The 23,268-nt window shown below is 65.3% G+C and carries 23 protein-coding genes; 11 read left to right on the top strand and 12 right to left on the bottom strand.

Annotation, left to right across the window (positions count from 1 at the left end):
• Nucleotides 1–14: 14 nt before the first annotated feature.
• The 4 genes from mnmD to FIU85_RS13380 all read left to right on the top strand — a co-directional run bounded on the left by mnmD (nt 15) and on the right by FIU85_RS13380 (nt 2,703).
• Nucleotides 15–683 (top strand): tRNA (5-methylaminomethyl-2-thiouridine)(34)-methyltransferase MnmD, encoded by a 669-nt coding sequence (mnmD, locus tag FIU85_RS13395; RefSeq protein ID WP_152497246.1) that lies wholly within the window; start codon nt 15–17, stop codon nt 681–683.
• 2 nt (nt 684–685) lie between these two features.
• Nucleotides 686–1,552, top strand: a complete 867-nt coding sequence (locus tag FIU85_RS13390; protein WP_152497245.1) for a DMT family transporter — start codon at nt 686–688, stop codon at nt 1,550–1,552.
• Between the two features lie 182 nt (nt 1,553–1,734).
• A complete protein-coding gene (locus FIU85_RS13385) occupies nt 1,735–2,100 on the top strand; it encodes a hypothetical protein (RefSeq protein ID WP_152497244.1) in 366 nt (121 codons plus the stop codon).
• 132 nt (nt 2,101–2,232) lie between these two features.
• Complete coding sequence (locus tag FIU85_RS13380; RefSeq protein WP_152497243.1) at nt 2,233–2,703, top strand: copper chaperone PCu(A)C; 471 nt, start codon at nt 2,233–2,235, stop codon at nt 2,701–2,703.
• A 51-nt stretch (nt 2,704–2,754) separates the two neighbouring features.
• On the opposite strand, the gene FIU85_RS13375 is transcribed toward FIU85_RS13380, so the two are convergent.
• Nucleotides 2,755–4,797, bottom strand: a complete 2,043-nt coding sequence (locus FIU85_RS13375; RefSeq protein ID WP_254702900.1) for a lytic transglycosylase domain-containing protein — start codon at nt 4,795–4,797, stop codon at nt 2,755–2,757.
• A gap of 168 nt (nt 4,798–4,965) precedes the next feature.
• Between FIU85_RS13375 and dapA the strand changes: the two genes are divergently transcribed.
• The gene (gene dapA / locus FIU85_RS13370; protein WP_057793155.1) at nt 4,966–5,841 is read left to right on the top strand and encodes a 4-hydroxy-tetrahydrodipicolinate synthase; all 876 of its coding nucleotides are present in this window, start codon (nt 4,966–4,968) and stop codon (nt 5,839–5,841) included.
• 11 nt (nt 5,842–5,852) lie between these two features.
• The gene (locus FIU85_RS13365) at nt 5,853–6,338 is read left to right on the top strand and encodes a flavodoxin family protein (RefSeq protein WP_152497242.1); all 486 of its coding nucleotides are present in this window, start codon (nt 5,853–5,855) and stop codon (nt 6,336–6,338) included.
• A 111-nt stretch (nt 6,339–6,449) separates the two neighbouring features.
• Here FIU85_RS13365 and FIU85_RS13360 read toward each other — a convergent pair whose 3' ends face one another.
• Both FIU85_RS13360 and yghU read right to left on the bottom strand, forming a co-directional pair.
• Nucleotides 6,450–7,166 (bottom strand): NYN domain-containing protein, encoded by a 717-nt coding sequence (locus FIU85_RS13360; protein ID WP_152497241.1) that lies wholly within the window; start codon nt 7,164–7,166, stop codon nt 6,450–6,452.
• A gap of 64 nt (nt 7,167–7,230) precedes the next feature.
• Nucleotides 7,231–8,100 (bottom strand): glutathione-dependent disulfide-bond oxidoreductase, encoded by an 870-nt coding sequence (gene yghU, locus FIU85_RS13355; RefSeq protein ID WP_152493947.1) that lies wholly within the window; start codon nt 8,098–8,100, stop codon nt 7,231–7,233.
• A gap of 203 nt (nt 8,101–8,303) precedes the next feature.
• Here yghU and FIU85_RS13350 point away from each other — a divergent pair, with 203 nt between their 5' ends.
• The 3 genes from FIU85_RS13350 (at nt 8,304) to FIU85_RS13340 (ending at nt 10,480) form a co-directional block, all read left to right on the top strand.
• The gene (locus FIU85_RS13350; RefSeq protein WP_152497240.1) at nt 8,304–8,591 is read left to right on the top strand and encodes an I78 family peptidase inhibitor; all 288 of its coding nucleotides are present in this window, start codon (nt 8,304–8,306) and stop codon (nt 8,589–8,591) included.
• Nucleotides 8,592–8,723: 132 nt separating this feature from the next.
• Nucleotides 8,724–9,605 (top strand): LysR family transcriptional regulator, encoded by an 882-nt coding sequence (locus tag FIU85_RS13345; protein WP_152493949.1) that lies wholly within the window; start codon nt 8,724–8,726, stop codon nt 9,603–9,605.
• A complete protein-coding gene (locus FIU85_RS13340; RefSeq protein ID WP_152497239.1) occupies nt 9,602–10,480 on the top strand; it encodes a DMT family transporter in 879 nt (292 codons plus the stop codon). Before FIU85_RS13345 ends, FIU85_RS13340 begins: the two co-directional genes overlap by 4 nt.
• On the opposite strand, the gene FIU85_RS13335 is transcribed toward FIU85_RS13340, so the two are convergent.
• Genes FIU85_RS13335 through FIU85_RS13325 form a run of 3 tightly spaced genes read right to left on the bottom strand, consistent with a single transcriptional unit; the run spans nt 10,481 to nt 12,446 of the window.
• On the bottom strand, nt 10,481–11,116 hold the full coding sequence (locus FIU85_RS13335) for a hypothetical protein (RefSeq protein WP_152497238.1): 636 nt from the start codon (nt 11,114–11,116) through the stop codon (nt 10,481–10,483).
• 18 nt (nt 11,117–11,134) lie between these two features.
• A complete protein-coding gene (locus FIU85_RS13330; RefSeq protein ID WP_172978884.1) occupies nt 11,135–12,127 on the bottom strand; it encodes a DUF563 domain-containing protein in 993 nt (330 codons plus the stop codon).
• Nucleotides 12,117–12,446, bottom strand: coding sequence for a metalloregulator ArsR/SmtB family transcription factor (locus FIU85_RS13325; protein ID WP_152497236.1), 330 nt, complete (start codon nt 12,444–12,446; stop codon nt 12,117–12,119). The genes FIU85_RS13330 and FIU85_RS13325 overlap by 11 nt, the downstream gene beginning before the upstream one ends.
• Before the next feature lie 144 nt (nt 12,447–12,590).
• Between FIU85_RS13325 and FIU85_RS13320 the strand changes: the two genes are divergently transcribed.
• A complete protein-coding gene (locus FIU85_RS13320) occupies nt 12,591–14,252 on the top strand; it encodes a DNA polymerase Y family protein (RefSeq protein ID WP_152497235.1) in 1,662 nt (553 codons plus the stop codon).
• A gap of 360 nt (nt 14,253–14,612) precedes the next feature.
• Here FIU85_RS13320 and FIU85_RS13315 read toward each other — a convergent pair whose 3' ends face one another.
• From FIU85_RS13315 to FIU85_RS13300, 4 genes are all read right to left on the bottom strand, one after another.
• Nucleotides 14,613–16,985 (bottom strand): DUF1989 domain-containing protein, encoded by a 2,373-nt coding sequence (locus tag FIU85_RS13315; RefSeq protein ID WP_152497234.1) that lies wholly within the window; start codon nt 16,983–16,985, stop codon nt 14,613–14,615.
• A 33-nt stretch (nt 16,986–17,018) separates the two neighbouring features.
• Nucleotides 17,019–19,025: a proline/glycine betaine ABC transporter permease gene (locus FIU85_RS13310; protein ID WP_152497233.1), complete on the bottom strand. Its 2,007-nt coding sequence runs from the start codon at nt 19,023–19,025 to the stop codon at nt 17,019–17,021.
• The gene (locus FIU85_RS13305; RefSeq protein WP_152497232.1) at nt 19,018–20,055 is read right to left on the bottom strand and encodes a glycine betaine/L-proline ABC transporter ATP-binding protein; all 1,038 of its coding nucleotides are present in this window, start codon (nt 20,053–20,055) and stop codon (nt 19,018–19,020) included. Before FIU85_RS13305 ends, FIU85_RS13310 begins: the two co-directional genes overlap by 8 nt.
• A 91-nt stretch (nt 20,056–20,146) precedes the next feature.
• Complete coding sequence (locus FIU85_RS13300) at nt 20,147–21,103, bottom strand: ABC transporter substrate-binding protein (RefSeq protein WP_152497231.1); 957 nt, start codon at nt 21,101–21,103, stop codon at nt 20,147–20,149.
• Between the two features lie 188 nt (nt 21,104–21,291).
• Between FIU85_RS13300 and FIU85_RS13295 the strand changes: the two genes are divergently transcribed.
• On the top strand, nt 21,292–22,221 hold the full coding sequence (locus FIU85_RS13295; RefSeq protein WP_152497230.1) for a LysR substrate-binding domain-containing protein: 930 nt from the start codon (nt 21,292–21,294) through the stop codon (nt 22,219–22,221).
• 23 nt (nt 22,222–22,244) lie between these two features.
• Here FIU85_RS13295 and FIU85_RS13290 read toward each other — a convergent pair whose 3' ends face one another.
• Both FIU85_RS13290 and FIU85_RS13285 read right to left on the bottom strand, forming a co-directional pair.
• On the bottom strand, nt 22,245–22,541 hold the full coding sequence (locus tag FIU85_RS13290; RefSeq protein WP_152497229.1) for an AzlD domain-containing protein: 297 nt from the start codon (nt 22,539–22,541) through the stop codon (nt 22,245–22,247).
• Nucleotides 22,538–23,218, bottom strand: coding sequence for an AzlC family ABC transporter permease (locus tag FIU85_RS13285; RefSeq protein WP_152498255.1), 681 nt, complete (start codon nt 23,216–23,218; stop codon nt 22,538–22,540). The genes FIU85_RS13290 and FIU85_RS13285 overlap by 4 nt, the downstream gene beginning before the upstream one ends.
• Nucleotides 23,219–23,268: the final 50 nt, after the last annotated feature.

Here is a 23,268-nt window from a genome sequence, read left to right as displayed (position 1 = left end):
TACCGGAAGGCGCGATGCAGGACCAGCAGCCAGAACTGGAATGGCGCGAGGGCGACGTGCCCGTCGCCACCCGGTTCGACGACCCGTATTTCAGCCTTGAAAACGGCCTGGCCGAAACGCGCCACGTTTTTCTTGGTGGCAACGACCTGCCGGCCCGGTTCCGCGACGGGTTTCATGTGGCCGAACTCGGCTTCGGCACCGGGCTGAACTTCCTGACCGCACTACAGGCTTGGCGCGCAGCAGAGGTTTCCGGCACCTTGCATTTCACCAGCTTCGAGGCGTTTCCGATGGACCCCGCCCAGATCGCGCGCGCTCTCTCGGTCTTTCCCGACCTGCCGGTCGAAGCGCTGGGACTGGAAAGCGCCGGTCCCTTCGGCGAGCCTCTGACCGGCCCCGATTTCCGGCTCCAGATCATAGAGGGCGACGCCCGCGCCACCCTGCCTGCCTGGGACGGAATGGCCGACGCCTGGTTCCTTGACGGATTCTCTCCCGCCAAGAACCCCGAGCTTTGGGAAGAGGCCCTGATGCGCCACGTGGGCCGGCACACCGCACCGGGTGGCACCGCGGCCACCTATACCGCGGCGGGCTTCGTCCGGCGCGGATTGCAGGCCGCCGGGTTTGAAGTCGCCCGCGTTCCGGGATACGGGCGAAAGCGGCACATGACCCGCGCAAGAAAGACCTGACCATGGCAGAGCAGAACACCCGCCTCGGCATCCTGATGATGGTGACGACGACCTTCATCTTCGCGGTGCAGGACGGCATCTCGCAATATCTCGCGCGGGAATACAACGTGCTGATGATCGTGATGATCCGCTACTGGTTCTTCGCGGCCTTCGTGATGACCGTGGCCAGCCGCACCGCCGGCGGCCTTCGCGCCGCCGCCCGCACCGATCAGCCTTTGGTGCAGGGCTTTCGCGCCGTGCTGCTGGTGGCCGAGATCTGCGTGATGATCTTCGGCTTTACCCTATTGGGGCTGGTCGAAAGCCACGCCGTCTTCGCCTGCTACCCGCTGCTGATCGCCGCCCTCTCCGGCCCGGTGCTGGGCGAAAGCGTCGGCTGGCGCCGCTGGGCGGCCATCGGGGTGGGGTTCCTCGGCGTCATCATCATCTTGCAACCCGGCTTCGGCGTGTTCCAGCCCGAGGCCATCGTGCCGCTGATCGCTGCGCTGATGTTCGCACTCTACGGTCTGCTCACACGCTACGTCGGCCGCCGCGACAGCGCCGCGACCAGCTTTTTCTGGACCGGCACCGTGGGCTCGGTCGCCATGACCGCCGTCGGCCTGTGGTTCTGGGAGCCGATGTCGGCCTATAACTGGCTCTGGATGGCCGCGCTTTGCGTCACCGGCGCGGCGGGGCACTACACCCTCATCAAGTGCTACGAGGTCGCCGAGGCCAGCGCCGTGCAGCCCTTCGCCTACCTGCAATTGGTCTTTGCCAGCACCATCGGTATCCTTTTCTTTTCCGAGACGATCCGCACCAACGTGGCTCTTGGCGCCGGGCTGATCGTGGCCGCCGGGCTGTTCACCCTCTGGCGCCAGCGGCTGCGCGGCTAAAGCATTTCCGGGACATATCGAATCGCTTTTCACTTCTTCTTGAGACGCAAAAAGCGATGCATGTTCCAGACTGCCCCGGAAACGCTCCAGTGCGGCATTTTACCGGGCTTTCCCGTAGCAGGCCGACGATGTATCAAACGTCTGAAAGACGAGGGGTCTCATCCATGCGCTCGGCGCGACACATGACAGCGATCTGCAAGGCGGCGTTCACGCTGGTCTTGGCGCTGTTCATCGCATTCCGCGTCGTGGCCCAGCCCACGATCCTCGCCGCGCCGGAACCGGGGGTGATGGCGCTCTGCTCTGGCGGGCAGATCGTCTATGTCTCGATGGAAACCGGCCTGCCGGTGGAGAACGACGGCGAAACCGGATTGCTGGCCGATCCCTGCCCGTTCTTCGGCGTGACGGCCTTTGACCTGGCCGTGGACCAGCCCCTGCCGACACCGCTTCAGGTGCCATCCGCGCTCGCCCTTGCGCAGACCGGCGCGTCTCAGCCCGTACCCGGCGCTCCGGTTCAGAACGCCGCCCGCGCCCCGCCCCTGCGGGCCTGATCCCTCGCGGGCATACCGCCCGCATTCCACTTCCCAAGAACATCGACGCAGGCGGGCCTCTGCCCGGTGCGTTCCCATAGCAAAATTGGCACCAGGCCTGTCGCCCGCGTCACCACCCCAAAGGAGACTGACATGAAAACTCTGCTTACTCTCGCATCCGCCCTCATCCTCTCGACCGGCATCGCCACCGCGCATGACTACACCGTGGGCGATCTGGAAATCATGCACCCCATGGCATTCGAGACACCCAAGATGGCCAAGGCCGGCGCGGGGTTTCTGATGATCACCAATACCGGCGACACCGACGACGTGCTGCTCGAGGTGCGCGCCGATTTCCCCAAGGTCGAGATCCACACGACCGAGGAAACCGACGGCGTCGCCAAGATGATGCATGTCGAAAAGTTGCCCATCCCGGCCGGTGAATCGGTCAAGCTGGCACCGGGCGGCTATCACGTGATGTTCATGGGCCTCTCGTCGCAGCTTGAGGAAGGCCAGAAAATTCCCGCCACGCTGGTGTTCGAGAACGCAGGCGAGATCGAGGTCACGTTCAACGTGGAAACCCGCCCCGAAGACGGCGAAAGCATGGATCATTCCAACCACTGACCGTTTCGACACGGCGTGCGGGCGGCATTCCGCCCGCACCGCATTCCTTGGTCAATCCACGGTCGGCTTCAACGTGCTGCCGACAAGTTCCTGCGAAAACGGCACCGGGTGCGGCTCCTTGCCCAGCCGCGCCCGGTAGACCGGCAGGCTCTCGGCCACGCGCATCACGTAATTCCGCGTCTCGTTGAAGGGAATATGCTCGATCCAGTCGATGATGTCCCCGCCCTCCTGGCGCGGGTCGCCGAACCGCGTCATCCAGCTCGGTGGTCGTGCAGGCCCTGCGTTGTAGGCCGCCGACATCATGATGACATTGCCATCGAACTGTGCCGCCATCTGCGCCAGGTAGGCAGACCCAAGGCGCGCGTTATAGGCCCAGTCGTCGAAGACACGCGACCGTGTATGATCGGTCTCGCCCAGCCGCCGCGCCACCTCGGCGGCGGTACCCGGCATCAGCTGCATCAACCCCATCGCACCCGCGCCGCTGGCGACGTTCTGGTCGAACTCGCTTTCGCGCCGGGCGATCGCAAGCGCCAGTTCCATCGGGACCGGCAGGTCGAGTTCGTGCATCGGGTGCAGCGGATAATAGGGGGCGGGCAGCGTGATTCCCCGTTGCGCCGCCGCCTTACCCACCATCACCTGCAGGTGCGGCGAGCCCAAATCGTGCATCGCCTGTCCCAGCTGTCGCAGAGGCTCCAGGTCAAGTGTGCCCGCCAGATGCTTGAAGAACTGCTCGGCCAGCGAGACCCGCCCGTTGGCCAGCGCCAGAACCCCGGCCTGGAACACTTCACCCCGCGCGAACTCCGCTTGACGCCAGTCGGGAAAGCTCTGACGCCCCATAAGCGCCCGGTCGAACGGAAAGCCGCCCCGCTCGGCGGCCAGCAGCCCGTAAAAGCTGGTCTGGTGCAGTGCCCCGAACTCGTAGGCGATCTCGGCCGCGGCCTCGTTGCCGGCGGCCTCCTGGGCGCGGCCAAGCCAGTACCCGGCCCGGCCCAACGAGATCGGCGTCTCGACCGCATCCATGAACCGCTCGAAGTGGAATACCGCCAGCTCGGGATCGTTGAGGTCCGTCAGCGCGATGAAGCCCGCCAGCCACTCGAGGTCCGCGAAATGCGATCCTTCGACCAGACCGTGCACCGACGCCAGGTCATAGGCCGTGCGCGCGGCACCGTCGCGCATCCTGTCCCGGGCCAGTTCCCTCCGCCAGCCCGCCCAACGCTCGGCATCGCCCAACCCGTTTCCTTCCAGACGGCTTTGACGAAGGATCAGCTTGATCGCGTCATCGGCCCGGTTCTTGCGAATGTGGCGGTTGAACAGGGCGTAGGCGATGTGCGGGTCCGAGCGGGCCGCCTCGGGCAACAGGTCAAGTCGCTTGTCGGCGCCGTCGGCATCGCCCTCGATCATCAACCGGGTCTGGGCAATATCGCGCGTGACCTCATCGACCAGCGGCAGCATCTGCTCCACGTCCCGCAGGCCCCGCCACAGGGCCATGTCCAGCCGCGCCGCGTGATGGGGCTCCAGCAGTTCCGGTCGCGCCCGGATGAAGGCGTGATGCTCGGCCGTGGACAAATCCAGCGTCCGCCATCCCAGCACCATCGCGACCTCTGCATCGCCCGGCCGGTCGGCCTGCTGCAGGGCACGCGCATAGGACAGCGTGCCCAGGCCCGATTGCGGCACCCGGTCCTCGTAAAAGGCAATGATCTCGTCGGGGCTGGCGCCGATCATCGCGCCCTCGGCCTGCTTGTGCAGGTAATCCAGCCCAGGCCAGTCCGGGCGGTCGGCAAGAAAGGTCAGAATGTCGGCGGGCGTGCCTTCGCCCGCCCGCAGCCGGTGCCATTCGATCAACGTCACCGCCCCGGGGCCCGCCCGCTCGGCCAGATGCATCGCGGTCTTCCAACGCCCCGCCAGCATCGCATCAAAGGCGCTCGACAAGGGGCGCGGCGGGACACGCGGCGCCGGTGCCACCATGACGGTCTCTTCCGCGCCCTGGCCGCCCCCGGCGTCCGAGGACGCAGTCGCCTCGCTCACGGCTTCAGTCTGGGCCATGGCAAGCCATGGCCACAGGAGGGCCATCAAGGCCACGACAAGTCTTTGCACGCTGAACATCACTTGCATTTTCCCGGGCCAGCGACGATAGACACAGCCAGCCTAGTTTCAAGGGGACGGATCGTCCATTCACAAGCTGGGCAACGCCGCGGCACGATTGCGTGTTCCGCCGCGGTCATCCACCAGCCCTTGGGGCTAAGACATAAAGAGGAGCGTATCATGTTCAAAGGATCATTTCCTGCCCTGGTCACGCCGTTCAAGAACGGCGAGCTGGATCTCGATACGCTCAAGAAGCTTGTGGAATGGCATATCGCCGAAGGCAGCCACGGTCTCGTGCCCGTCGGCACCACCGGCGAAAGCCCCACGCTCAGCCATACCGAGCACGAAACCGTCGTGTCCGAAGTGGTGCGCGCCGTCAACGGCCGCATTCCGGTGATCGCCGGCGCGGGCAGCAACAACACGCTCGAATCGATCCGCTTCATCCAGCACGCCGAAGAGGTCGGCGCCGATGCAGCGCTGGTTGTAACGCCCTATTACAACAAACCCACCCAGCGTGGCCTGATCGCCCATTTCACCGCGCTGCACGATTGCTGCAACCTGCCGATCATCATCTACAACATTCCCGGGCGGTCCATGGTGGACATGCTGCCCGACACGATGGGCGAGTTGGCCAAGCTGCCGCGCATCGTGGGTGTCAAGGACGCCACCGGCGACCTGGCCCGCGTCAGCCACCAGCGCATGACCTGCGGCAAGGATTTCTGCCAGATCTCGGGCGAGGACGCGACCGCGCACGGCTTCAACGCCCAAGGCGGCGTCGGCGTGATCACCGTTACCGGCAACGTCGCCCCCCGCATGGTGGCCGAGGTCCAGAACGCCACGCTCGCCGGCGACTATGCCAAGGCGCTGGAAATCCAGGACCGGCTGATGCCGCTGCACAAGGCGATCTTCACCGAGCCGGGGCTGGTGGGCGCGAAATACGCCCTGTCGCGGCTGGGTCTGTGCAGCGACGAGGTGCGCTCGCCCCTGACCGACCTCAGCGACGAGACCAAGGCGATGGTCGATGACGGCTTGCGCCATGCCGGGCTGATGAACTAGGCCTCGGGCCAATGGCCGAACTTCTGATCGTCTACCACTCCAAGACCGGCGGCAGCCGCCAGATGGCGGAGGCCGCCGCCAAGGCCGCGCGGGACGAGACGACAACCACTCTCAAGACCGCCGAAGACGCAGGCCCCGACGATCTTCTGCGCGCCGTTGGATATATCTTCTGCGCGCCGGAAAACCTGGCCGCCATCGCCGGCGTGATGAAGGACTTCTTCGATCGCTGCTATTACCCCGTGCTTGGCCGGATCGAGGGGCGCCCCTATGCCCAGATGGTCTGTGCCGGGTCCGACGGCACCAACGCCCAGAAACAGATCGCCCGTATCGCCCAGGGCTGGCGGCTGAAAGCGGTGCAGGAGCCCTTCATCATCTGCACCCACGCCCAGACGCAGGAACAGATCCTGGCCGAAAAACACCTGTCGGAAGAGGACCTTGCGCCGTGCCGCGAGCTGGGGCAAGCTCTTGGCGCCGGTCTGGAGATGGGCGCGTTCTAAAGCGTTTCGCCTTTAACCTGAGCCATCAGCGAAAGGCGAAACGCGTGCAACGATAGAGTGTCGCGCGGCATTTCGCGGGTAAGCTGCGATTCAGGTTTATCGCGAAACGCTTTAGTCGACCCGGCGCACAAGCATCTGGTTGCCCGGCCCTGACTTCGTCTCGAACACCTTCAGCTTGCCCACGAGATCGCTCAGCTTCTTCTCGCCATAGGTCCGCGTGTCGAAATCAGGCTTGTCCGCCTGTATCTGCTGACCGATCCGGCCCAGAGGATACCACTCGCCTTCCTGGTCGATCTTTTCCATCGCATCGAAGATCAGGTTGCGGGCATTGGACGCGGATTTCGAATCGAGTCCCGCCTTGGCCTTCGTGCGCCCGGACGGCCCGGTGTCCTGATAGATGTTCTCGATCGCCACGAAGCGGTTGCAGGCGTTCTTCAGCGCATCGGGCGCCTTGGCCTCGCCGATGCCGATCACCGTCAGGCCCTGTTCGCGGATGCGGCTGGCCAGCCGGGTAAAATCGCTGTCCGACGACACGAGAACGAACCCGTCGAAATGACCTGCGTGCAGGATGTCCATGGCGTCGATCACCAGCCCGATATCTGACGCGTTCTTGCCCTTGGTATTCGCCGTCTGTTGATGCTGAACCAGGCCGAGGTTCTGCGCCGTCTTGGTCCACCCGCTCAGCTGTTGGCTCGACCAGTCGCCATACACCCGCCGCAGCCCCGGCTCGCCATAGCTGGTGACTTCCTTCAGGATGGCATCGGCATATTTCGACGGCACGTTGTCGGCGTCGATCAGGACGGCAAGCAGGTTGGAACGGTCGGGCATGGCAACTCCTTTTCAGGGGCACCTTGCCCGATCCGCCCCTCCGGCGAAAGCCGATTGTGGGCGCTCAGCCCTTGTCGCCGATCTTGTCCTGGGTCTTGGTCTCAAAGTCCGAGGCGTCGTGACGCTCCCACAACTGCTCGTGCGGTTCGCCCATCGTGCGGTTGACCATGCGCCCGCGCTGTACGGTCGGACGGTCCAGGATCTTCTCGGCCCATGCCACGACGTTTTTGTATTCGTGCACGCTCAGGAACTTGCCGGCGTCGTATTGCCGGCCCAACGCCAGATTGCCGTACCACGGCCAGATTGCCATGTCGGCGATGCTGTACTCCTGCCCCGCGATATAGGGCCGGTCCGCCAGCCGTTTATCCAGCACGTCCAGCTGCCGCTTGGTCTCCATCGCGAAGCGGTTGATCGGGTACTCGTATTTCTCGGGCGCATAGGCGTAGAAATGCCCGAAGCCGCCGCCCAGATACGGCGCGCTGCCCATCTGCCACATCAGCCAGTTCATCACCTCGGTGCGCTCTGGGCCGGAAGCGGGCAGAAACGCCCCGAACTTCTCGGCCAGGTGAATGAGGATCGAGCCGGATTCGAAGACGTTTATCGGCTCAGACCCCGAGCGGTCCACCATCGCGGGGATCTTGGAGTTGGGGTTCACCTCGACGAAGCCCGAGCCGAACTGGTCGCCATCGCCGATCCGGATGAGCCAGGCGTCGTATTCCGCGTCATGCCCCTCGGCCAGAAGCTCCTCGAACATCACGGTCACCTTCACCCCGTTGGGCGTGCCCATGGAATAAAGTTGGAAGGGATGCTCGCCCACAGGCAGGTCCTTGTCATGCGTCGCCCCGGCGATGGGCCGGTTGGTCGAGGCGAAGGTGCCGCCGCTCTCGGCGTCCCAGGTCCAGACTTCGGGCGGGGTGTAGGTGTCGTCGGTCATCACGGGCTCTCGCTTTGTCTTGTGTTCCTGCAAAGAGCTAACCGACCGCAGCGGCAATGCAAGGTGCAGCGCTGCACAGATTTCTGTGCAAGACCGTCATCGCCGAAAAAGACGCCAATTGTTTGCACGCTTGGTCTTGGGGGTTGCACAGGCCTTGGGCTTTGGCCAATGCTGCCCCAGACGACGCGAAGGAGACATGAAAGATGCGGTTTTTGGCAATAGCGACACTGGCGACTGTTGCGGCCTGCGGGCCGGCCGTTACCGACGATGGCGTGCCTTCGCGCGCCGAAGAAGAAGGCCCCGATATCTGCATGGCCGCTGACCACGCCGCCCTTGTGGGCCAGCCGCTGGACGCCTTCGATCAATCCACGCTGGACCAGCCCGTGCGCATCATTCCGCCCGGCGGGATCGTGACGATGGAGTACAATCCCAAACGGCTGAACGTCGATCTGGACAGCGACAATACCATCGTGCGCTTCTGGTGCGGCTAAGCCCGCGCCACTGCACCTGAGTCCCAACAGACGCCCCGGCCCGGCTGCCATTCTTGGCTTGCGCTTATTTCAACAAAGTTGATACTGCCTCGCCAGTAATGTTTGATTTCGCACAAACGACTGAGGCCTGCCATGGACAGCTGGGATGAAGTTCGCACCGCCTTTCACGTGGCACGCGTGGGAACGGTCAGCGGCGCGGCGGACGCGCTTGGCGTCCACCACGCCACCGTCATCCGCCATATCGACGCGCTCGAGGAACGCTTGGGCGTCAAGCTTTTCCAACGCCACGCCCGCGGCTATTCCACCACCGAGGCGGGCGAGGACCTGCTGCGCGTCGCCCAGGCCACCGACGACCAGTTCAGCCAGCTCGCGGGCCGCATCAAGGGCCGCGGCAACGATGTGTCGGGCGAGTTGGTCATCACCTCGCTGGGCGGGTTCAGCCACCTTCTGGTGCCGGTCCTCACCGAATTCCGGCAGGAGTATCCCGACATCATCCTGCGCTACCTGACCGGCGACCGTCTGTTTCGCCTGGAATACGGCGAGGCGCATGTCGCCATCCGCGCGGGCCGCGCCCCGGATCAGCCCGACAACGTGGTACAGCCCTTCTACAAGCAGGCGCACACGCTTTACGCCGCGCAATCCTATGTCGACCGGCACGGCCTGCCCGCGTCGGAGGACGAGTTCGACCAGCACTGGTTCGTCAGCGCCGACGACCCGAAGAACCGCGCGCCCTTCAACCAGTGGCTGCGGCAGACAGCGCCCGAAGAGCGCATCATCTTCCGCAGTCAGGACGTGCACGCCCAGCGCCGCGCGATCACCCACGGCGCGGGTATCGGGTTTCTCAGCAAGGTCCTTGCCAACCAGCTCGGCAACCTGACCGAGGTCATGCCCGCGCGCGACGAATGGTCCGCGCCGATCTGGCTGGTGACCCATATGGACCTGCACCGCACCACCAAGGTGCAGGCCTTCCTGCGCTTCCTCAAGGACCGCGCCAAGGCGTGGGAGGTCGAATGACCGACCGGCTGCGCGGCCATGCCGCGATGCTGGCCTTTTCCGGGCTGATCGCCGGGTCCTTCGCGCTTGGGTCCATGGCCGCCCCGCATATCGCGCCCACAGCCCTCAACGCGGTGCGGTTCATCCTGGCCTCGGTCCTGCTGGGCAGCGCCGCCTGGGCCACCGTCGGCATCCCGCGTGCCACGTGGCAGGCCCCGTGGCGCTACCTGCTCCTGGGCGGGTCGATGGGGCTATACTTCGTGATGATGTTCGAGGCGCTGAAAACCGCCGCCCCGGTCAGCGCGGCGGCGGTCTTTACCCTGACACCAATCATGTCGGGGCTGTTCGGCTATATCCTATTGCGGCAGGTGATGACCCCGCGCATGGGCGTGGCGCTGGCCATCGGCGCGGCGGGGGCGCTCTGGGTGATCTTCGACGCCGATCTTCAGGCGCTTATGCGGTTCGAGATGGGCCGGGGCGAGGTCATCTTCTTTTTCGGCTGCATCGCCCACGCCTTCTATACACCGCTGGTGCGCAAGCTGAACCGGGGCGAGCGGCCCATTGTCTTTTCCTTCGGCGCCATGGTCGCTGCCGCCGGGCTGATCGCGCTGGCGGGCTGGTCCGACATGCGCGGCACCGACTGGCTTGGCCTGCCCGCCATCGTCTGGATCACCATCGTCTATACCGCCGTCGCGGCCACGGCGATCACTTTCGTTCTGCTGCAATATGCCTCGCTGCGCCTGCCCAGCGCCAAGGTCATGGCCTATACCTACCTGACGCCCACCTGGGTGATCTGCTGGCAGGCAGCACTTGGCCACGGCCTGCCGCCACGCATGACCCTCGTGGGCGTGGGGCTGACCATCGTGGCGCTGATGCTGCTCTTGAAGGACGAATAGTCACTCGGCCAGATCCCGCGCCGCATCGCGAATTCTCCGGAACTCGTCGCCGAACGCATCCTCTGGAACCCTGCGCAGGAAATACTGCACCGTGCCGATCGGCGACGGCAGTTGCACATCCATGCCCATCGTGTCGCCACGGCAGGTATAGGTGATCGTCGGCTCGTACCGCTCCGCTCCCGCAACAGGTGCGGTCATGCCATCACCATTGGCCGTCATCGTAAACATGGCCGGGGCGGACCCTGCGTCGCAGAACGTGACCCGCCCAGCCTCGCCGTTGATGAATCCCACCTGCGTCGGCGCGGCAAGGTCCAGCCGGAAGTCCACGACATCGCCGGTCTCGACGAACGTATCGGTGAATTCCGTGGCCTGGTGAAACGGGAGCGTGTGATAGAACCCGTCATCGTAGATGGAAATCCCCAAGGTCGGCGAGGCCCCTGCCGCGATGTCGCGAATGACGTCCTCCGGCACCATGCCCTGCAACGCGGCGCGAATCCGTGCGGGGGCCGTGTTCTCGCCAACCCAGTGCCCGACCATGCACGGATCGCCCACCGGGGGCGGTGCGACACAGGCATTCTGGGCAAGACCCGGCGCGGCCCAGAGGACAAGCATCAAGGTTGAAACGGTTTTCTTCATCGCGGTTCCTCCGAAATCTCAGAGAAAACCACCCGCTTCCAGATTCCGCACAAGGCGGCGATAGTCCAAGGCGGGCGGCACATCCTCCGATACTTGTCCGTCGTCCGGTCGCAAGAGCGGGTTCATTTTCACCAGTTCCACATCGCAGAACGCCTCGATCTGATTGGCCAGCGCGTCGAACGCCCCCTGCCGCCAGCGCCGCTGGATCAGGCCCACCCGCGTGCCGGGCTGCAGCATGAATGGCGCCAGATGAAAGGCCGAGCCATCAGGCCCCACGATCTGCCGCGCGGCGGCGTAGTGGGCGCATTGTTCCGGCAGGCTGTGGCGCTGCGGGTGCAGGATCGTATAGCCCGCCTTGTGCATCAGCCGCTCGATCCGCTCTTCCTGGTCCACCATCTGGCCCGACCGTTTCAGGAGGGACCGCGAGAGGTAGATCTTCTCGTCCCCCTCGGGTGTCACCGCCGCCTGAAGCCGCCCGCGAATGAAGCGGCGAAACTCCGGCGTGCCGGTGACCCAGTCGCGGTGCCCCATGCCCTGTGTCGGCACGTCCAGCACCTCGACCCGCACCGGGGTTTCCACGAAATGCACCGGCAACCCGTCGCTCAGAAGGTTCACGAACGCCTTCAGCCGACGCTCAAAAACCGCCCCGAAATCAATGCCATGCATCGGGATCAGGACCAGGCCGTCATAGCTGCGCTGTCCCAAGGGCCACATCCGCGAGATGCATTCCAGCAGGAAATGCCCGAAATGATGCCGCCCGATGCCGATGAAGAGATGCCGCCCCGGCAAAACCTCCGCCGCCCCCGGCATATCCGGCTGCGCGGTAAAGCGATTGGCAGAATAGAGCGTGCGCGATTGCTCGGCAAAGCTGCCATCCGCACGGAACACGCCACAGGCCAGGTCCCGGCCTTGCGACATGGGGATCACCTGCGCCTGCTCCACCGTCTCGACATGCGGCTGCGGCAAGACACGCGGATCCAGCGCCGCGCCCGGCGCCGCGTCATCCATCATCGCGGAACTCTTTCGCCAGGAATTGCTCGAACGCATCCAGGTGCACCGCCTCGAACTGGCCGAAGCTCTGCATCCAGATGCTCGCGTCGCGCAACGCGTCCGGCTCCAGCTTGCACCACACCACCCGGCCCCGCCGTTCCTGGCTGATCAGGCCTGCGCGGGTCAGGATGCCAAGATGTTTCGACACCGCCGCCAGCGACATCTCGAACGGCTCGGCCACGTCTGTCACGGCCATGTCATCCTCTAGCAGCATCGACAGGATGCTGCGGCGGGTCGGGTCGGCCAGTGCGGCGAATACTGTGTCGAGCGATTGGGCCATGGTGCACTGTTTAAGCCTTGGGACACTGGCCGCGTCAACTGTCTTGGGCCTCGGGTCGGCATTGCGGACTCGACTCCGGTGCCGAGGTGCCCTAATTTGGAACAAATCAAGAACAATTATCGCTGCTGATCCGGTCCCGCTGCCATGCCCGAACGGCGTATCCTTTCTGTCTGGTTTCCCCGGCTGGGGGCCGAACGGCTGCTGCGGCGGACCGGGCTGGATGCGGACGTGCCTTTTGCCGTGGTGCGCGACACCGGGCAAATGCAGGTGCTGTGCTCGCTGTCGGGCGCGGCCGAGGCGGCGGGGCTGAGGGTGGGTCAGCCCTTGCGCGATGCCCATGCGATGTGCGCCACGCTGGTCACGAAACTGCAAAACCCGCACCAAGAGGCGGCGTTCCTGGCCAGCCTCGGGCGATGGGCCGAACGGCTGAGCCCCTGGGTGGCGACGCAGCCGCCCGATGCGTTGCTGGTGGACATCACCGGCTGTGCGCATCTTTTCGGCGGTGAAGAGGCGATGATCCGCCAAGTCATTGAAGAGGCGTCACTTTCAGGCCTGACGACGCGGTGCGGCCTGGCCGGGTCCGTGGGCGCGGCCTGGGCTTTGGCGCGCTATGCCGGAGCCGTGCCGGGGGCGGATCGCAGCGGCGACGCTATCGACCAGGAGGCCCGTGCGACCCGCTCTCGTGCAGCCAAGCGGCGGCACTGGGAACGCGGCGGCGCGGCGCCGGTGGCGGGCGTAAGCCGTTCAAATTCAAGGCCGTTTTCCATCGCGCCGCCCGGGCAGGCGCGCACGTTTCTGTCCCCCTTGCCCATTGCCGCTCTGCGGCTGGAGGAAGATCAGGTCGCGGCCCTCAACCGGCTGGGCCTGCGCAAGGTGGGCGACCTCTTGAACCAGCCGCGCGGACCGCTGGCCCGGCGCTTTGGCAGGGGACTGCTCTTGCGGATGGATCAGGCGGTGGGAGCGGCGCCGGAACCCGTTTCCCCGGCGCGGGTGAAGCCCCGGCTGGCGACCCGCCTGACCCTGCCGGAACCCATTGGTTTGATTGACGATTTACAGGCCGGTCTGGACCGGCTGGTGCCGCGCCTGTGCCAGCTTCTGGCGGACCAGGGACAGGGCGTGCGCAAGGTCCGGCTGGAGGCGTGGCGCGCCGACAGCACCATGGGCTGGATCGAGGCGGGGTTGGCGCGGGCGACGGACGAGCCCGACCGCATCCGCCCCCTGCTGGCCATGCGGCTGGACGAGATCGACGCGGGCTTTGGCATCGACGCCTTGCGGCTGGTGGCTGCCGTGAGCGAGCCGGTTCAGCACCGCACCGCCGCCGGTCATCTGGACGCGACCCAGGCCGCGCGCGACCGGCTGGCGCGGGATACCGCCGTGGAGGATCTGATCGGTCGCGTGGGCGGGCGCATCGGGCTGGAGGCGATCACGCGCCTGCACCCCGCCAGCAGCCACATCCCTGAAAAGACGTCACAAATCCTGGCCGCCGCATGGTCGGAGCCGGCAGCGGAGTGGCCCCGCCCGGCCACGCCGCGCCCCTTGCTGATCTGGGGCCCAGAGCCGGTCAATGCCCCGGACGTGCCGCACCTTTCGGGGACGTTCCGGTGGCGGGGGCGGGCACATGACTTGGCCGAGGCGAAGGGGCCGGAGCGGATCGCGCCCGAGTGGTGGCTGGACGATCCGAATTGGCGGTCGGGGGTGCGGGATTACTGGCAGGTGATCACCGGCCGGGGGGAGCGGTTGTGGCTCTTTTATGCGCATGGCGGCACGATGTCGTCGGGATGGTTCTGTCAGGGGCGGTTTGCGTAGGCGAATCAAAAGGTTAAGAGTGTCCGGCTTGCGAAAAGGACGTCGGTAACGCGTCGGTATTTGGGTGGTATGGCGACGGTGCGGTGTCCCGGGGGCCGGAATTAACAGGGCGTGCGGGGGGCGCGTGGGTTTTCACCCACCCTACGAGGGATGCCGGACATGGAAGAGGTGCCTACACAGGCCCGGGACGGCGTAGATGTAGGCCGGGATTTATCCCGGCACCGAGGCGGGGTGAAACCCCGCCCTACGCGGCGGGGAGAAGGTGTGACCGTCATCCCGGACTTGATCCGGGATCTCCGGGGCGGAGAGATCCTCGGGTCAGGCCCGAGGATGACCGCGGGCGAGACGGACGAGTAGGGCTCAGCCGTAGTTGCCCTTCACCCGTTCCTTGGTCGGGTCGAAATGCGGGTAGGGCACGACCCTGGCCTTGAGGCGTTTCTGCAGACCGTCCAATTGCCCCACCTCGATATCCGTCCCCGGCTCGGCGTGGGTCACGTCCACGCGGGCCAGCGCGATGTTCTTGCCGAGGATGGGGGATTTCACGGCGGAGGTCACCTCGCCCACCTGCGCCTTGCCGATGCGGACGCAATCGCCGGGGCTGGCCACGCGGCCGCCTTCGAGTTCCAGCCCGACCATCTTGCGCTGCGGATGCGCCTTGCGCTCTTCAAGCGCGGCGCGCCCGATGAAATCGTCGTTCTTGGATTTCAGCGGCACGGTGAAGCCGATGCCAGCCTCGAAAGGGTCGGTCTGGTCGTCGAATTCGGAGCCGGCAAAGATCAGGCCGGCCTCGATGCGGATCATGTCGAGCGCCGCCAATCCAAGCGGCTTCAGCCCCATCGGCTCGCCCACTTTCCAGATCGTGTCGAAGACCTCCTCCGCGTCTTTCGGGTGGCAGAAGATCTCGTATCCCAGCTCGCCGGAATAGCCCGCGCGGCCCACGACAATCGCGGTGCCGTCGAAATCATTGAGGCGCGCGGGGGTGAAGCGGAACATGCCCAGCTCTTCCAGCGTGGGATTGGCCGGGGCGGTCCAGATGATCTGTTTCAGGATGTCCCGCGACAGAGGCCCCTGCACCGCCACGTTGTGCAACTGGTCGGTGGAGTTGCGCACCCAGGCGTTCAGACCCAGTTTTTCGGCCTGTTCACGAATCCACAGGCCGGAGGTGTCGTTGCCGCCGATCCAGCGGAAGGCATTCTCGCCCATGCGGAAGAGCGTGCCGTCGTCGATCATGCCGCCGTGCTCATAGCAGATGGCGGTATAGACCAGTTGCCCCACCGCCAGCTTCTTGACGTTGCGGGTCACGCAATACTGCATCAGTTCCTCGGCGTCGGGGCCGGTGACCTCGTACTTGCGCAGGGGCGACAGGTCCATGATCGCCGCCTTCTCGCGGCAGGCCCAGTATTCGCCGATCGTGCCCACCGACGGGAAGGAATTTGGCAACCAATACCCGTTATACTCGACAAAATCCCGTGTGTGCCGGGCGAAACACTCGTGAAATCCGGTTTCCTTGGTGTGTTCCAAAGGGGCCTCCGCTGATTTTCTGTAGCCGACAGAACGGCTGAAGCTGTTGGTCTCGGAATAGGTGCGGACCTGGATGTCGGTGGGGTTCCAGCCGTTGGCCTCGTCCACGTCGCAGGGACAGGCGGTGGACACGCAGACCAGATCGGTGAGCGCGCGCAAGAGCACGTAATCGCCCGGGCGCGACCACGGGTCGTCCATGCCGATGGCGTTGGTCTCGTCCAGCATGGTGTTGAAGAAGAAGTTGATCGCGGGCCAGCCGGCGCGCGGGCGCACGCCGTATTGTTCCAGGTCGCGGTTCATGTTGTCGGAACAGTTGACGTGGCCGGGATAGCCCAGCTCCTCGTAATAGCGCGCGGTGCAGGCCAGGCCGAACGTGTCATGCCGCCCGCAGGTGTCCTGCACGATCTCGACCAGCGGTTCCTGATCGACGTTCCAGTACTTGGCGAAGATGCCCGGCTGGGGGTAGAGCGACCCCATCAGGGTGCGGGTCGTCGTCGGGTCGATCTCGCGGTCGAGGCCCTTGTCGAGCGAGCGCAGCGAGAAGGCCTGGAAATCCGAACATTCGCGGCCCTGCACGTCGAGCACCTGGATGAACTGGCCTTTCTGGACGTGATAGGATTTCGCCTCGCCCGGCTGGATGTTGATGTCGTGGAGCGGATCGGCCAGCGGGTCGGGCGGCATGTGCCCGCCCTTGGCGATGCCGGGATCGGCGCGGCGGATATAGAGGATCAGGTCGGTGGGCGGCGCCTGCGTGCCCGGGTCCATCGGGCCGCCGGGGGCGGCGACGATAAGCAGGCCGTCGCTGTCAGCCTGAAAGGTCGCCATCTCACCGGCGCGGGAGCCTTCGGAGAACACCTTGATGCATTGCGCATCGCCCAGCTTGAACCCGGCCCGGTCGAGCGCCGAAGCGACGCGGCGGCCCGAGACCGAGCCGTTGTCGAGCACCGACAGGACGCCATCCGGGCGGCCGTGGCTGGAGGCGCCGAGGCGGCCGGGGTCGGACTTGCCGTCTGGGGTGAAGAACACCATCTCGCCGGGTTGCAGCCCCTGGAAATCCAGCACCGACACCTCGTCGCCGCGATAGATCGGCACGGCGCGGGAGCCGCCGCCGGGGATGGGGTGTCGTTCCGTTCCGTGGGGCAGGATGGGCAGGCCGGGCGTGATGACGCCGGCGCGTTCATATGGGGTCTCGAAGACAGGCTTAACGGTCATGGATGTGCCTTTTATCACTCGTGAATTGTAGCATCAATCGAGGCCCAGCGCCCGTTTGCGGCGGTTGGCCCAGCTGAGGATCGCCATGTCGAAGGTCAACGCCATGAGCGAGACATTGATCCCGAGGACGAAGTTTTTCCCCAGATCGGTGCCCGCCAGCGTGCGCTGCAGTTCCTGGCCCAGGTCCTGCGTGCCGATGAAGGCCGCAATGATGACCATGAAGAAGGCGAACATGATGCCCTGGTTGAAGCCGACGGCCATGGTGGGCATCGCCAGCGGCAGTTGCACCGACGTCAGTTTCTGCCAGCGCGAGCAGCCGGCCATGTCGGCGGCCTCGGTCATTTCGGCGGGCACGCTGCGCAGCCCTTCGATGGTGTAGCGGGTGAGCGGGACCATGGTGAAGATCACGATGGACAGCACCACGGTGGTGTCGGTGATGCCGAAAAGCATGATCGCGGGCAGCAGGTAGATGAAGCTGGGGAAGGTCTGCGCGGTGTCGCAGGCCAAAAGCATCCGTTCGGACCATTTTTCCGACCGCGAAGCGAGGATGCCGATGGGAATGCCGATCATCATCGAGATCGCCATGGCCGACAGCACCGAATAGAGCGTGATGACCGACCGGTCCCACCAGCCCGAGAAGGCGACGATGGAGAAAAAGATTGCGGCATAGATCGCCGGTTTCTTGCCGCCGACGCCATAGGCGAAGGCCACCACCAGCAGGATGAAGGCCGAGGTGGGGATCCACAAAAGCGCATCGCGGAAGGGGATCAGGACCCAGACGTTCAGCACATAGCGGATGGTGCCGGTGATCGCCTGAACCACGTCGAGGTTGAGGAACGCCTCGAACACACCGTCAATCTCGCGCCCCATGGACAGCGACTGGCGGCGGCCGACCTCGTTCAGGATCTCGACGGGTTGGGCCAAGAGGTAGAGCCCGGCGAAGACCACCACCGACAGGACGGTGTACTTGTAGCGGATGTAGAAGGGCGTGTCCTTGGGGTGATGCTCGGGCAACTTGCGCACCCACGCCTTGCTGAGGCGGTCGAGCGTGATGGCCACCAGGACGATGGTGATACCGATCTCAAACGAACGGCCCAATTTGAGGGAGTTCATCATGGCCAGCAGTTTGCCGCCAAGCCCGGGCATACCGATGAAGGCGGTCAGAACCACCATGGCGAGGCAGAGCATGATCACCTGGTTCACGCCCACGAGGATTTCCGTGCGCGCCGAGGGGATGAACACCTTGGTCAACATCTGCCAGCGGGTGGCGCCCGACATCTTTCCGGCCTCGACGATCTCGGGCGAGACCTTTTTCAGGCCCACGGTCGTCATCAGGATCATCGGCGGGGTGGCATAGATCGTGGTGGCGATGGCTCCCGCGGTGGGGCCGACCTTGAAGAAGATCACCGCCGGAAGAAGGTAGGTGTAGAAGGGCAGCGTCTGCATGACGGCCAGCAGCGGCTTGATCGCGTTGTCGAACCACTTGTATTTCCACGCCGCGATGCCGATGACGAGGCCCACGAAAAAGCCCAGTGGGGCGGCCACCAGCAGCACCGAAAGGGTCTGCATCGTCAGCTCCCACTGGCCCATGAAGGCGGTCCAGACGAAGGTGCCGCCGGCCAGCAGCGACAGTTTCCAGCCGCCGAGGTAATAGCCGATCACGGCGGCCAGCCCCGCCACGGCGGCCCACGGAATGGGGTCGGCCATGTAGGGCCAGCGGTACTTTCCTTCCAGCAGGTTGGCGGTGACGCCCAGCAGAAACTCCAGCGGGCCTTCGGCGAACCAGCGGGTGATGTAGATGAGGCCGAAGCGCCCCTCCTGCATGTCGCCGGTGATGACGTCGAAGAACGCGTCGAGCCACTGCGCCAAGGGCGGAATCCATGCCTCGGGCAGGCGGATCAGGAAATCGGGCAGCACCGGCTTGGCCGCGCAGAGGATCGCGGCCACCAGCAAGAGCGCCACCAGCACGGGGTCGCGGGTTGCGCCGGGCTGGCGCATCGACAGGGAGGTGCGGGCGGCGTTGGTGGCGACGTCAGCCATTGGCGCTGTCCCCCAGAAGCACCTCCAGCGCCTCGGCCCGGGTCAATACGCCGATCACCTTGCCGTCCTTGCCCGCCACGGGCAGATGCTCGCGCGGGTCGCTGACCAACTGGCGCGCGATCTGGTGAATGGTGCGGTCGCCCGCAATGGCCTCGCCGTCGACCGCGTGGCCGTTGACGGGTTTGGCCAGAACGCTGGCGTGGACGACATGGGCCTTGTCGATATCCTCGGTGAACTTGCGGACATATTCGGTCTGCGGGTCCATCACGATGCGGTCAGGCGTATCGCATTGCTCGATCGCGCCGTCCTTCATGATGGCGATGCGGTCGGCAAGGCGCAGCGCCTCGTCGAAATCGTGGGTGATGAAGACGATGGTCTTGCCCAGCATGGCCTGAAGGCGCAGAAATTCGTCCTGCATCTCGCGCCGGATCAGCGGGTCGAGCGCGGAGAACGGCTCGTCGAGGAACCAGATATCCGGTTCGATCGCGAGGCTACGCGCGATGCCGACGCGCTGTTGCTGGCCGCCGGAAAGTTCGCGCGGGAAGTATTCCTCGCGGCCTTCCAGACCCACCAGCTTGATAACCTCCAAAGCACGTTCGCGGCGCGCGTGCCGGTCCTGTCCGCGCATTTCCAGCGGGAAGGCGACGTTTTCCAGCACTGTGCGGTGGGGCAACAGGCCGAAGGACTGGAACACCATGCCCATCTTCGAGCGGCGCAGCTCGATCAGTTCTTTCTCGGGCAGGGCCATGATGTCCTGCCCCTCGACCTCGATCGTACCGCCGGTGATGTCGTGCAGGCGCGAGAAACAGCGCACCAGTGTGGATTTGCCAGAACCCGAAAGCCCCATGATGACCAGCATCTCGCCCTTGGAAACCTCGACCGACACGTCCTTGACCCCGGCGATATAGCCATCGGCGCGGATATCCTCGTACCCGTGCCCGGCAGGCATGGATTTGAGGTATTGTCGCGGGTTGGGGCCGAAAAGCTTCCACGCGTTGCGGCAGGAGATGACGGGGCTGTCCGAGGTCATGAGGCGGCGTGTCCTTGATGAGACGCCGGCGGTGCGGACCGCCGGCAAGGCCCTGCCCGGCGCGAGAGCCGGGCAGGGAAAGACGAAAAGATCAGGTGTCGCCGCCGGGCAGCCAGCCTTTCCAGACGTCCTCGTTGTCTTCCAGCCAGATCTCGGCGGCTTCCTCGGGCTCGTAATCCTCGATATCCACCAGCTTGGCCATTTCGGCGATCTGCGCGTTGGTGAAGGAGATCTTGGTCAGCACCTCGTAGGCGTTTGGCCACTTGTCCTTCATCCCGTCCCATGCGGCCTTTTTCAGGTAGCCGTCGGCGGGGTTGCCGCAATCGTAGAGCGCATCGGGGTTGGGGCCCTTGGCGGGGTCGGTGTCGCAGCCGTCTTCCCAGGCCGGGAACTCGACGAATTCACCGGGCCAGACAGCCTCGGCGAAGTTTGGCGTCCAGTTGAAGACCAGGATCGGGGTCTTGTCCTCTTCGGCCGACGCGATATGCGCCCAGAGCGCGGCGGCGGAGCCCGCGTTTTTCACGACATAGTTCAGATCCAGCGCCTCGGCGCGTTCCTTGCCGTGCTTGAGCCAGTCGACGGGACCGTCGAGGAAGAGGCCTTGGTCGCCGGTCTCGGGCGTGGCGAAAAGCTCGGCACAGTCATTGAGCGCCTTCCAGTCGGGCAGGCCCGGGCAGGCGTCCTTGGTCCAGGACGGGTACCACCAGTCCTCGCGCGTGACGGCGTCGTGGTCGCCCGCGTCGTGCAGGCCGCCCTTGGACAGCGCCTCGCGGAACGAGGCCCCGAACGCGCCTTCCCAGACTTCCAGTTCCAGCGTCACGTCGCCCAGGCGGATCGATTCGTAGACCGCCTGGCTGTCGGTGGTGACGAATTCGACGTTGTTGCCCATCTCCTCGAAGATCTGGCCCACGGCATGGCTCATCACGATCTGGCTGGACCAGTTGTGCAGCGGGATGACGATGGGTTCGGAACTGTCCTCGGCGGCGAAACCGGCCGAGGCCGAAGCCAGGGCGATGGCCGTCGCGGACATCAATGCTTTGATTTTCATGGTAACTCCCAGTTGGCTGTCGGGCCTGATTCTGCGTGCCGGCCCTTTGTTAGCGGGCGCAGTATCGCAAAGACCGGGTGGAACTCTGATTATAAACTTTTTGTGCCATGCCTCTAAAAAAGTTTGGCAAAGGGCGGGTGCCACGGCTAGGCTCGTGGCGTTGTCCCGAGTTTTGAGGAGTGTGAAGGATGCTGCGCAATCGCGCCGTGTTGCCGCGCCTTGACTACCTGCTGGCCTTCGAGGTGGCGGCGGAGCTGGAGAGCTTTGCCGCGGCGGGCAAGGAACTGAACGTCTCGGAAACCGCCATCAGCCGCAAGATCCGGCTGCTGGAACAGCATTACCAATGTGCGCTGTTCGTGCGCGGGCACCGTTCGGTGCGGCTGACGGATATGGGGCGCAAGCTCTTGTCCGGGATCGCGCCGGCGCTGAAGACGCTGGTGCGGGTGTCCGAGGACATGTGCGCGCAGCTGGAGAAAAGCACGGTGAAGCTGGGGGCGACGAACTCTGTCTCTTCGCTGTGGCTGATGCCGCGGCTGCGGGCGTTTCACGAGGCGAATTGCAACATCACCATCGCGCTGACCTCGTCTGACGTGGATGCAGAATGCCTGGCCAAGGACATGGACCTGGCGATCCTGCGCGGCGAGGGCGACTGGCCGGGATACGAGGCGACGCGGCTGTTCGGCGAGACGGTGTTTCCGGTCTGCGCGCCGGGCTATCTGAAGGGGCGGGCGGGCATCGACAGTGTCGACGCGCTGCGGCGGCACGACCTGATCGAGGTCAGCAACAACCATGCCGAGTGGCTGAACTGGCGCACCTGGCTGGACCGGATCGGCGCCGATCCCGACAAGGTGCGGCCGTCGGCGTCGGTCAACACCTATCCGCTGGCGATCCAGGCGGCGCGGGATGGGCTGGGCATCGCGCTGGGCTGGGGGCACCTGGTGGACCACCACCTGCAATCGGGCGACCTGATCCGGCCGATGGGGGACGAGCATGTGCGCACGCGCTCGGGCTATTACCTGTTGCGGCGGCAGGGGGTCGAGCCGCGCAATGAAAGCGCCATCGTGGCGCATTGGCTGCTGCAGGAGAGCGCCGCGCGGCAGAGATACGCAGCGGAATGAGGGCGCGGGGAGTGGCGCATCCCCTAAAGCCCAAGCCACATAAGCCCGGCAAAGGCGAGCACCCCCGCGGCCATCGTTGCGATAACGTGGTTCGTCGCGACGGCGACGACAAGCGCCACACCGGCCGCGAGCCAGGTCGGAAACGGCTGACCGATCAGCGATGACGCGACCAGACTGACCACGATCAGCCCCGGCAAATCTTCCAGAATCCAGGCATGACGCGAAGAGCGGATCCGCCCGCCTGCCACAAGCCCGGCGACACGGATTGCGGCGGCACCCAGGGCCAGCAGGCCGATCATCGCCCAATGCGCGCCGCTCATCGGGCCGCGGCCCGTCTTCGGCGCATCAGCGAGATGGCAACCAACCCGCAAAGCGCGCCCGCGACGATTCCGTAGGCCCGTGGCGCTCCGAGCGAGATGGCGGCGATCGTCGCCCCGGCCGCGACGGCCCAGGGCAAGGCGCGGGACCGTCCCCGCCAGAGGCCCCGCGCCATGGCGATGAATGCCGCGGTGAAGGCGAACCCCAGGCCGAAGCGTTCGAGATCGGGCAGAACGGCACCGATCACCGCGCCGAGGGCTGTCGATGCCGTCCAGACCGAGATCATCACCAGCCCCGACCCCATCAGGAACGCCGCGCCGACGTCCGGCGACTTCGCGCGTTCGGCCATGGTCAGCGCCCAGTTTTCATCCCCCGTGATGTGAATGGCGATCAGCCTCAACCGCAGTGGCAATCCGTCCAGTACATCCGCGAGGGACGCCACGATGCCCACGTAGCGCAGGTTCAACGCGACCCCCGCAAGGACGGCGCCGAGGACGGTGCCGGTGGCGGCAAGCTGTTCGACGGCGACGATCTGCGACGATCCGGCATGGACCGATGCGCTCATCAATCCGACGCCCCACCACGTGAAGCCCACCTGCGCCGCAAGCAGGCCGAAGGCAAAGCCATACAAGGCGGCTCCGAAGGCCAGGGGCAGGATGGAGACGGCCCCTCGTATCATTCCATGTGTCATGCCGCGCATCTTAAGCGGTGCGGATGATGCAGACGATA

The sequence above is a fragment of the Roseovarius sp. THAF8 genome, assembly GCF_009363735.1.
Lineage (GTDB): Bacteria > Pseudomonadota > Alphaproteobacteria > Rhodobacterales > Rhodobacteraceae > Roseovarius.
Note: the sequence above shows the minus strand (reverse complement) of the source record. Positions and strands in the feature narration are given on the sequence as shown.

Excerpts from the sequence above, each read along its gene's own strand:
- FIU85_RS13360 (WP_152497241.1), bottom strand. The coding sequence starts at position 7,166 with ATGCCCGACCGTTCCAACCTGCTTGCCGTCCTGATCGACGCCGACAAC.
- FIU85_RS13340 (WP_152497239.1), top strand. The coding sequence starts at position 9,602 with ATGACCGACCGGCTGCGCGGCCATGCCGCGATGCTGGCCTTTTCCGGG.
- FIU85_RS13330 (WP_172978884.1), bottom strand. The coding sequence starts at position 12,127 with ATGATGGATGACGCGGCGCCGGGCGCGGCGCTGGATCCGCGTGTCTTG.
- mnmD (WP_152497246.1), top strand. The coding sequence starts at position 15 with ATGCAGGACCAGCAGCCAGAACTGGAATGGCGCGAGGGCGACGTGCCC.
- FIU85_RS13310 (WP_152497233.1), bottom strand. The coding sequence starts at position 19,025 with ATGGCTGACGTCGCCACCAACGCCGCCCGCACCTCCCTGTCGATGCGC.
- FIU85_RS13365 (WP_152497242.1), top strand. The coding sequence starts at position 5,853 with ATGGCCGAACTTCTGATCGTCTACCACTCCAAGACCGGCGGCAGCCGC.
- FIU85_RS13335 (WP_152497238.1), bottom strand. The coding sequence starts at position 11,116 with ATGAAGAAAACCGTTTCAACCTTGATGCTTGTCCTCTGGGCCGCGCCG.
- FIU85_RS13285 (WP_152498255.1), bottom strand. The coding sequence starts at position 23,218 with ATGATACGAGGGGCCGTCTCCATCCTGCCCCTGGCCTTCGGAGCCGCC.
- yghU (WP_152493947.1), bottom strand. The coding sequence starts at position 8,100 with ATGACCGACGACACCTACACCCCGCCCGAAGTCTGGACCTGGGACGCC.
- FIU85_RS13300 (WP_152497231.1), bottom strand. The coding sequence starts at position 21,103 with ATGAAAATCAAAGCATTGATGTCCGCGACGGCCATCGCCCTGGCTTCG.
- FIU85_RS13345 (WP_152493949.1), top strand. The coding sequence starts at position 8,724 with ATGGACAGCTGGGATGAAGTTCGCACCGCCTTTCACGTGGCACGCGTG.
- FIU85_RS13305 (WP_152497232.1), bottom strand. The coding sequence starts at position 20,055 with ATGACCTCGGACAGCCCCGTCATCTCCTGCCGCAACGCGTGGAAGCTT.
- FIU85_RS13320 (WP_152497235.1), top strand. The coding sequence starts at position 12,591 with ATGCCCGAACGGCGTATCCTTTCTGTCTGGTTTCCCCGGCTGGGGGCC.
- FIU85_RS13350 (WP_152497240.1), top strand. The coding sequence starts at position 8,304 with ATGCGGTTTTTGGCAATAGCGACACTGGCGACTGTTGCGGCCTGCGGG.
- FIU85_RS13385 (WP_152497244.1), top strand. The coding sequence starts at position 1,735 with ATGACAGCGATCTGCAAGGCGGCGTTCACGCTGGTCTTGGCGCTGTTC.
- FIU85_RS13295 (WP_152497230.1), top strand. The coding sequence starts at position 21,292 with ATGCTGCGCAATCGCGCCGTGTTGCCGCGCCTTGACTACCTGCTGGCC.
- FIU85_RS13380 (WP_152497243.1), top strand. The coding sequence starts at position 2,233 with ATGAAAACTCTGCTTACTCTCGCATCCGCCCTCATCCTCTCGACCGGC.
- FIU85_RS13290 (WP_152497229.1), bottom strand. The coding sequence starts at position 22,541 with ATGAGCGGCGCGCATTGGGCGATGATCGGCCTGCTGGCCCTGGGTGCC.
- dapA (WP_057793155.1), top strand. The coding sequence starts at position 4,966 with ATGTTCAAAGGATCATTTCCTGCCCTGGTCACGCCGTTCAAGAACGGC.
- FIU85_RS13315 (WP_152497234.1), bottom strand. The coding sequence starts at position 16,985 with ATGACCGTTAAGCCTGTCTTCGAGACCCCATATGAACGCGCCGGCGTC.
- FIU85_RS13390 (WP_152497245.1), top strand. The coding sequence starts at position 686 with ATGGCAGAGCAGAACACCCGCCTCGGCATCCTGATGATGGTGACGACG.
- FIU85_RS13325 (WP_152497236.1), bottom strand. The coding sequence starts at position 12,446 with ATGGCCCAATCGCTCGACACAGTATTCGCCGCACTGGCCGACCCGACC.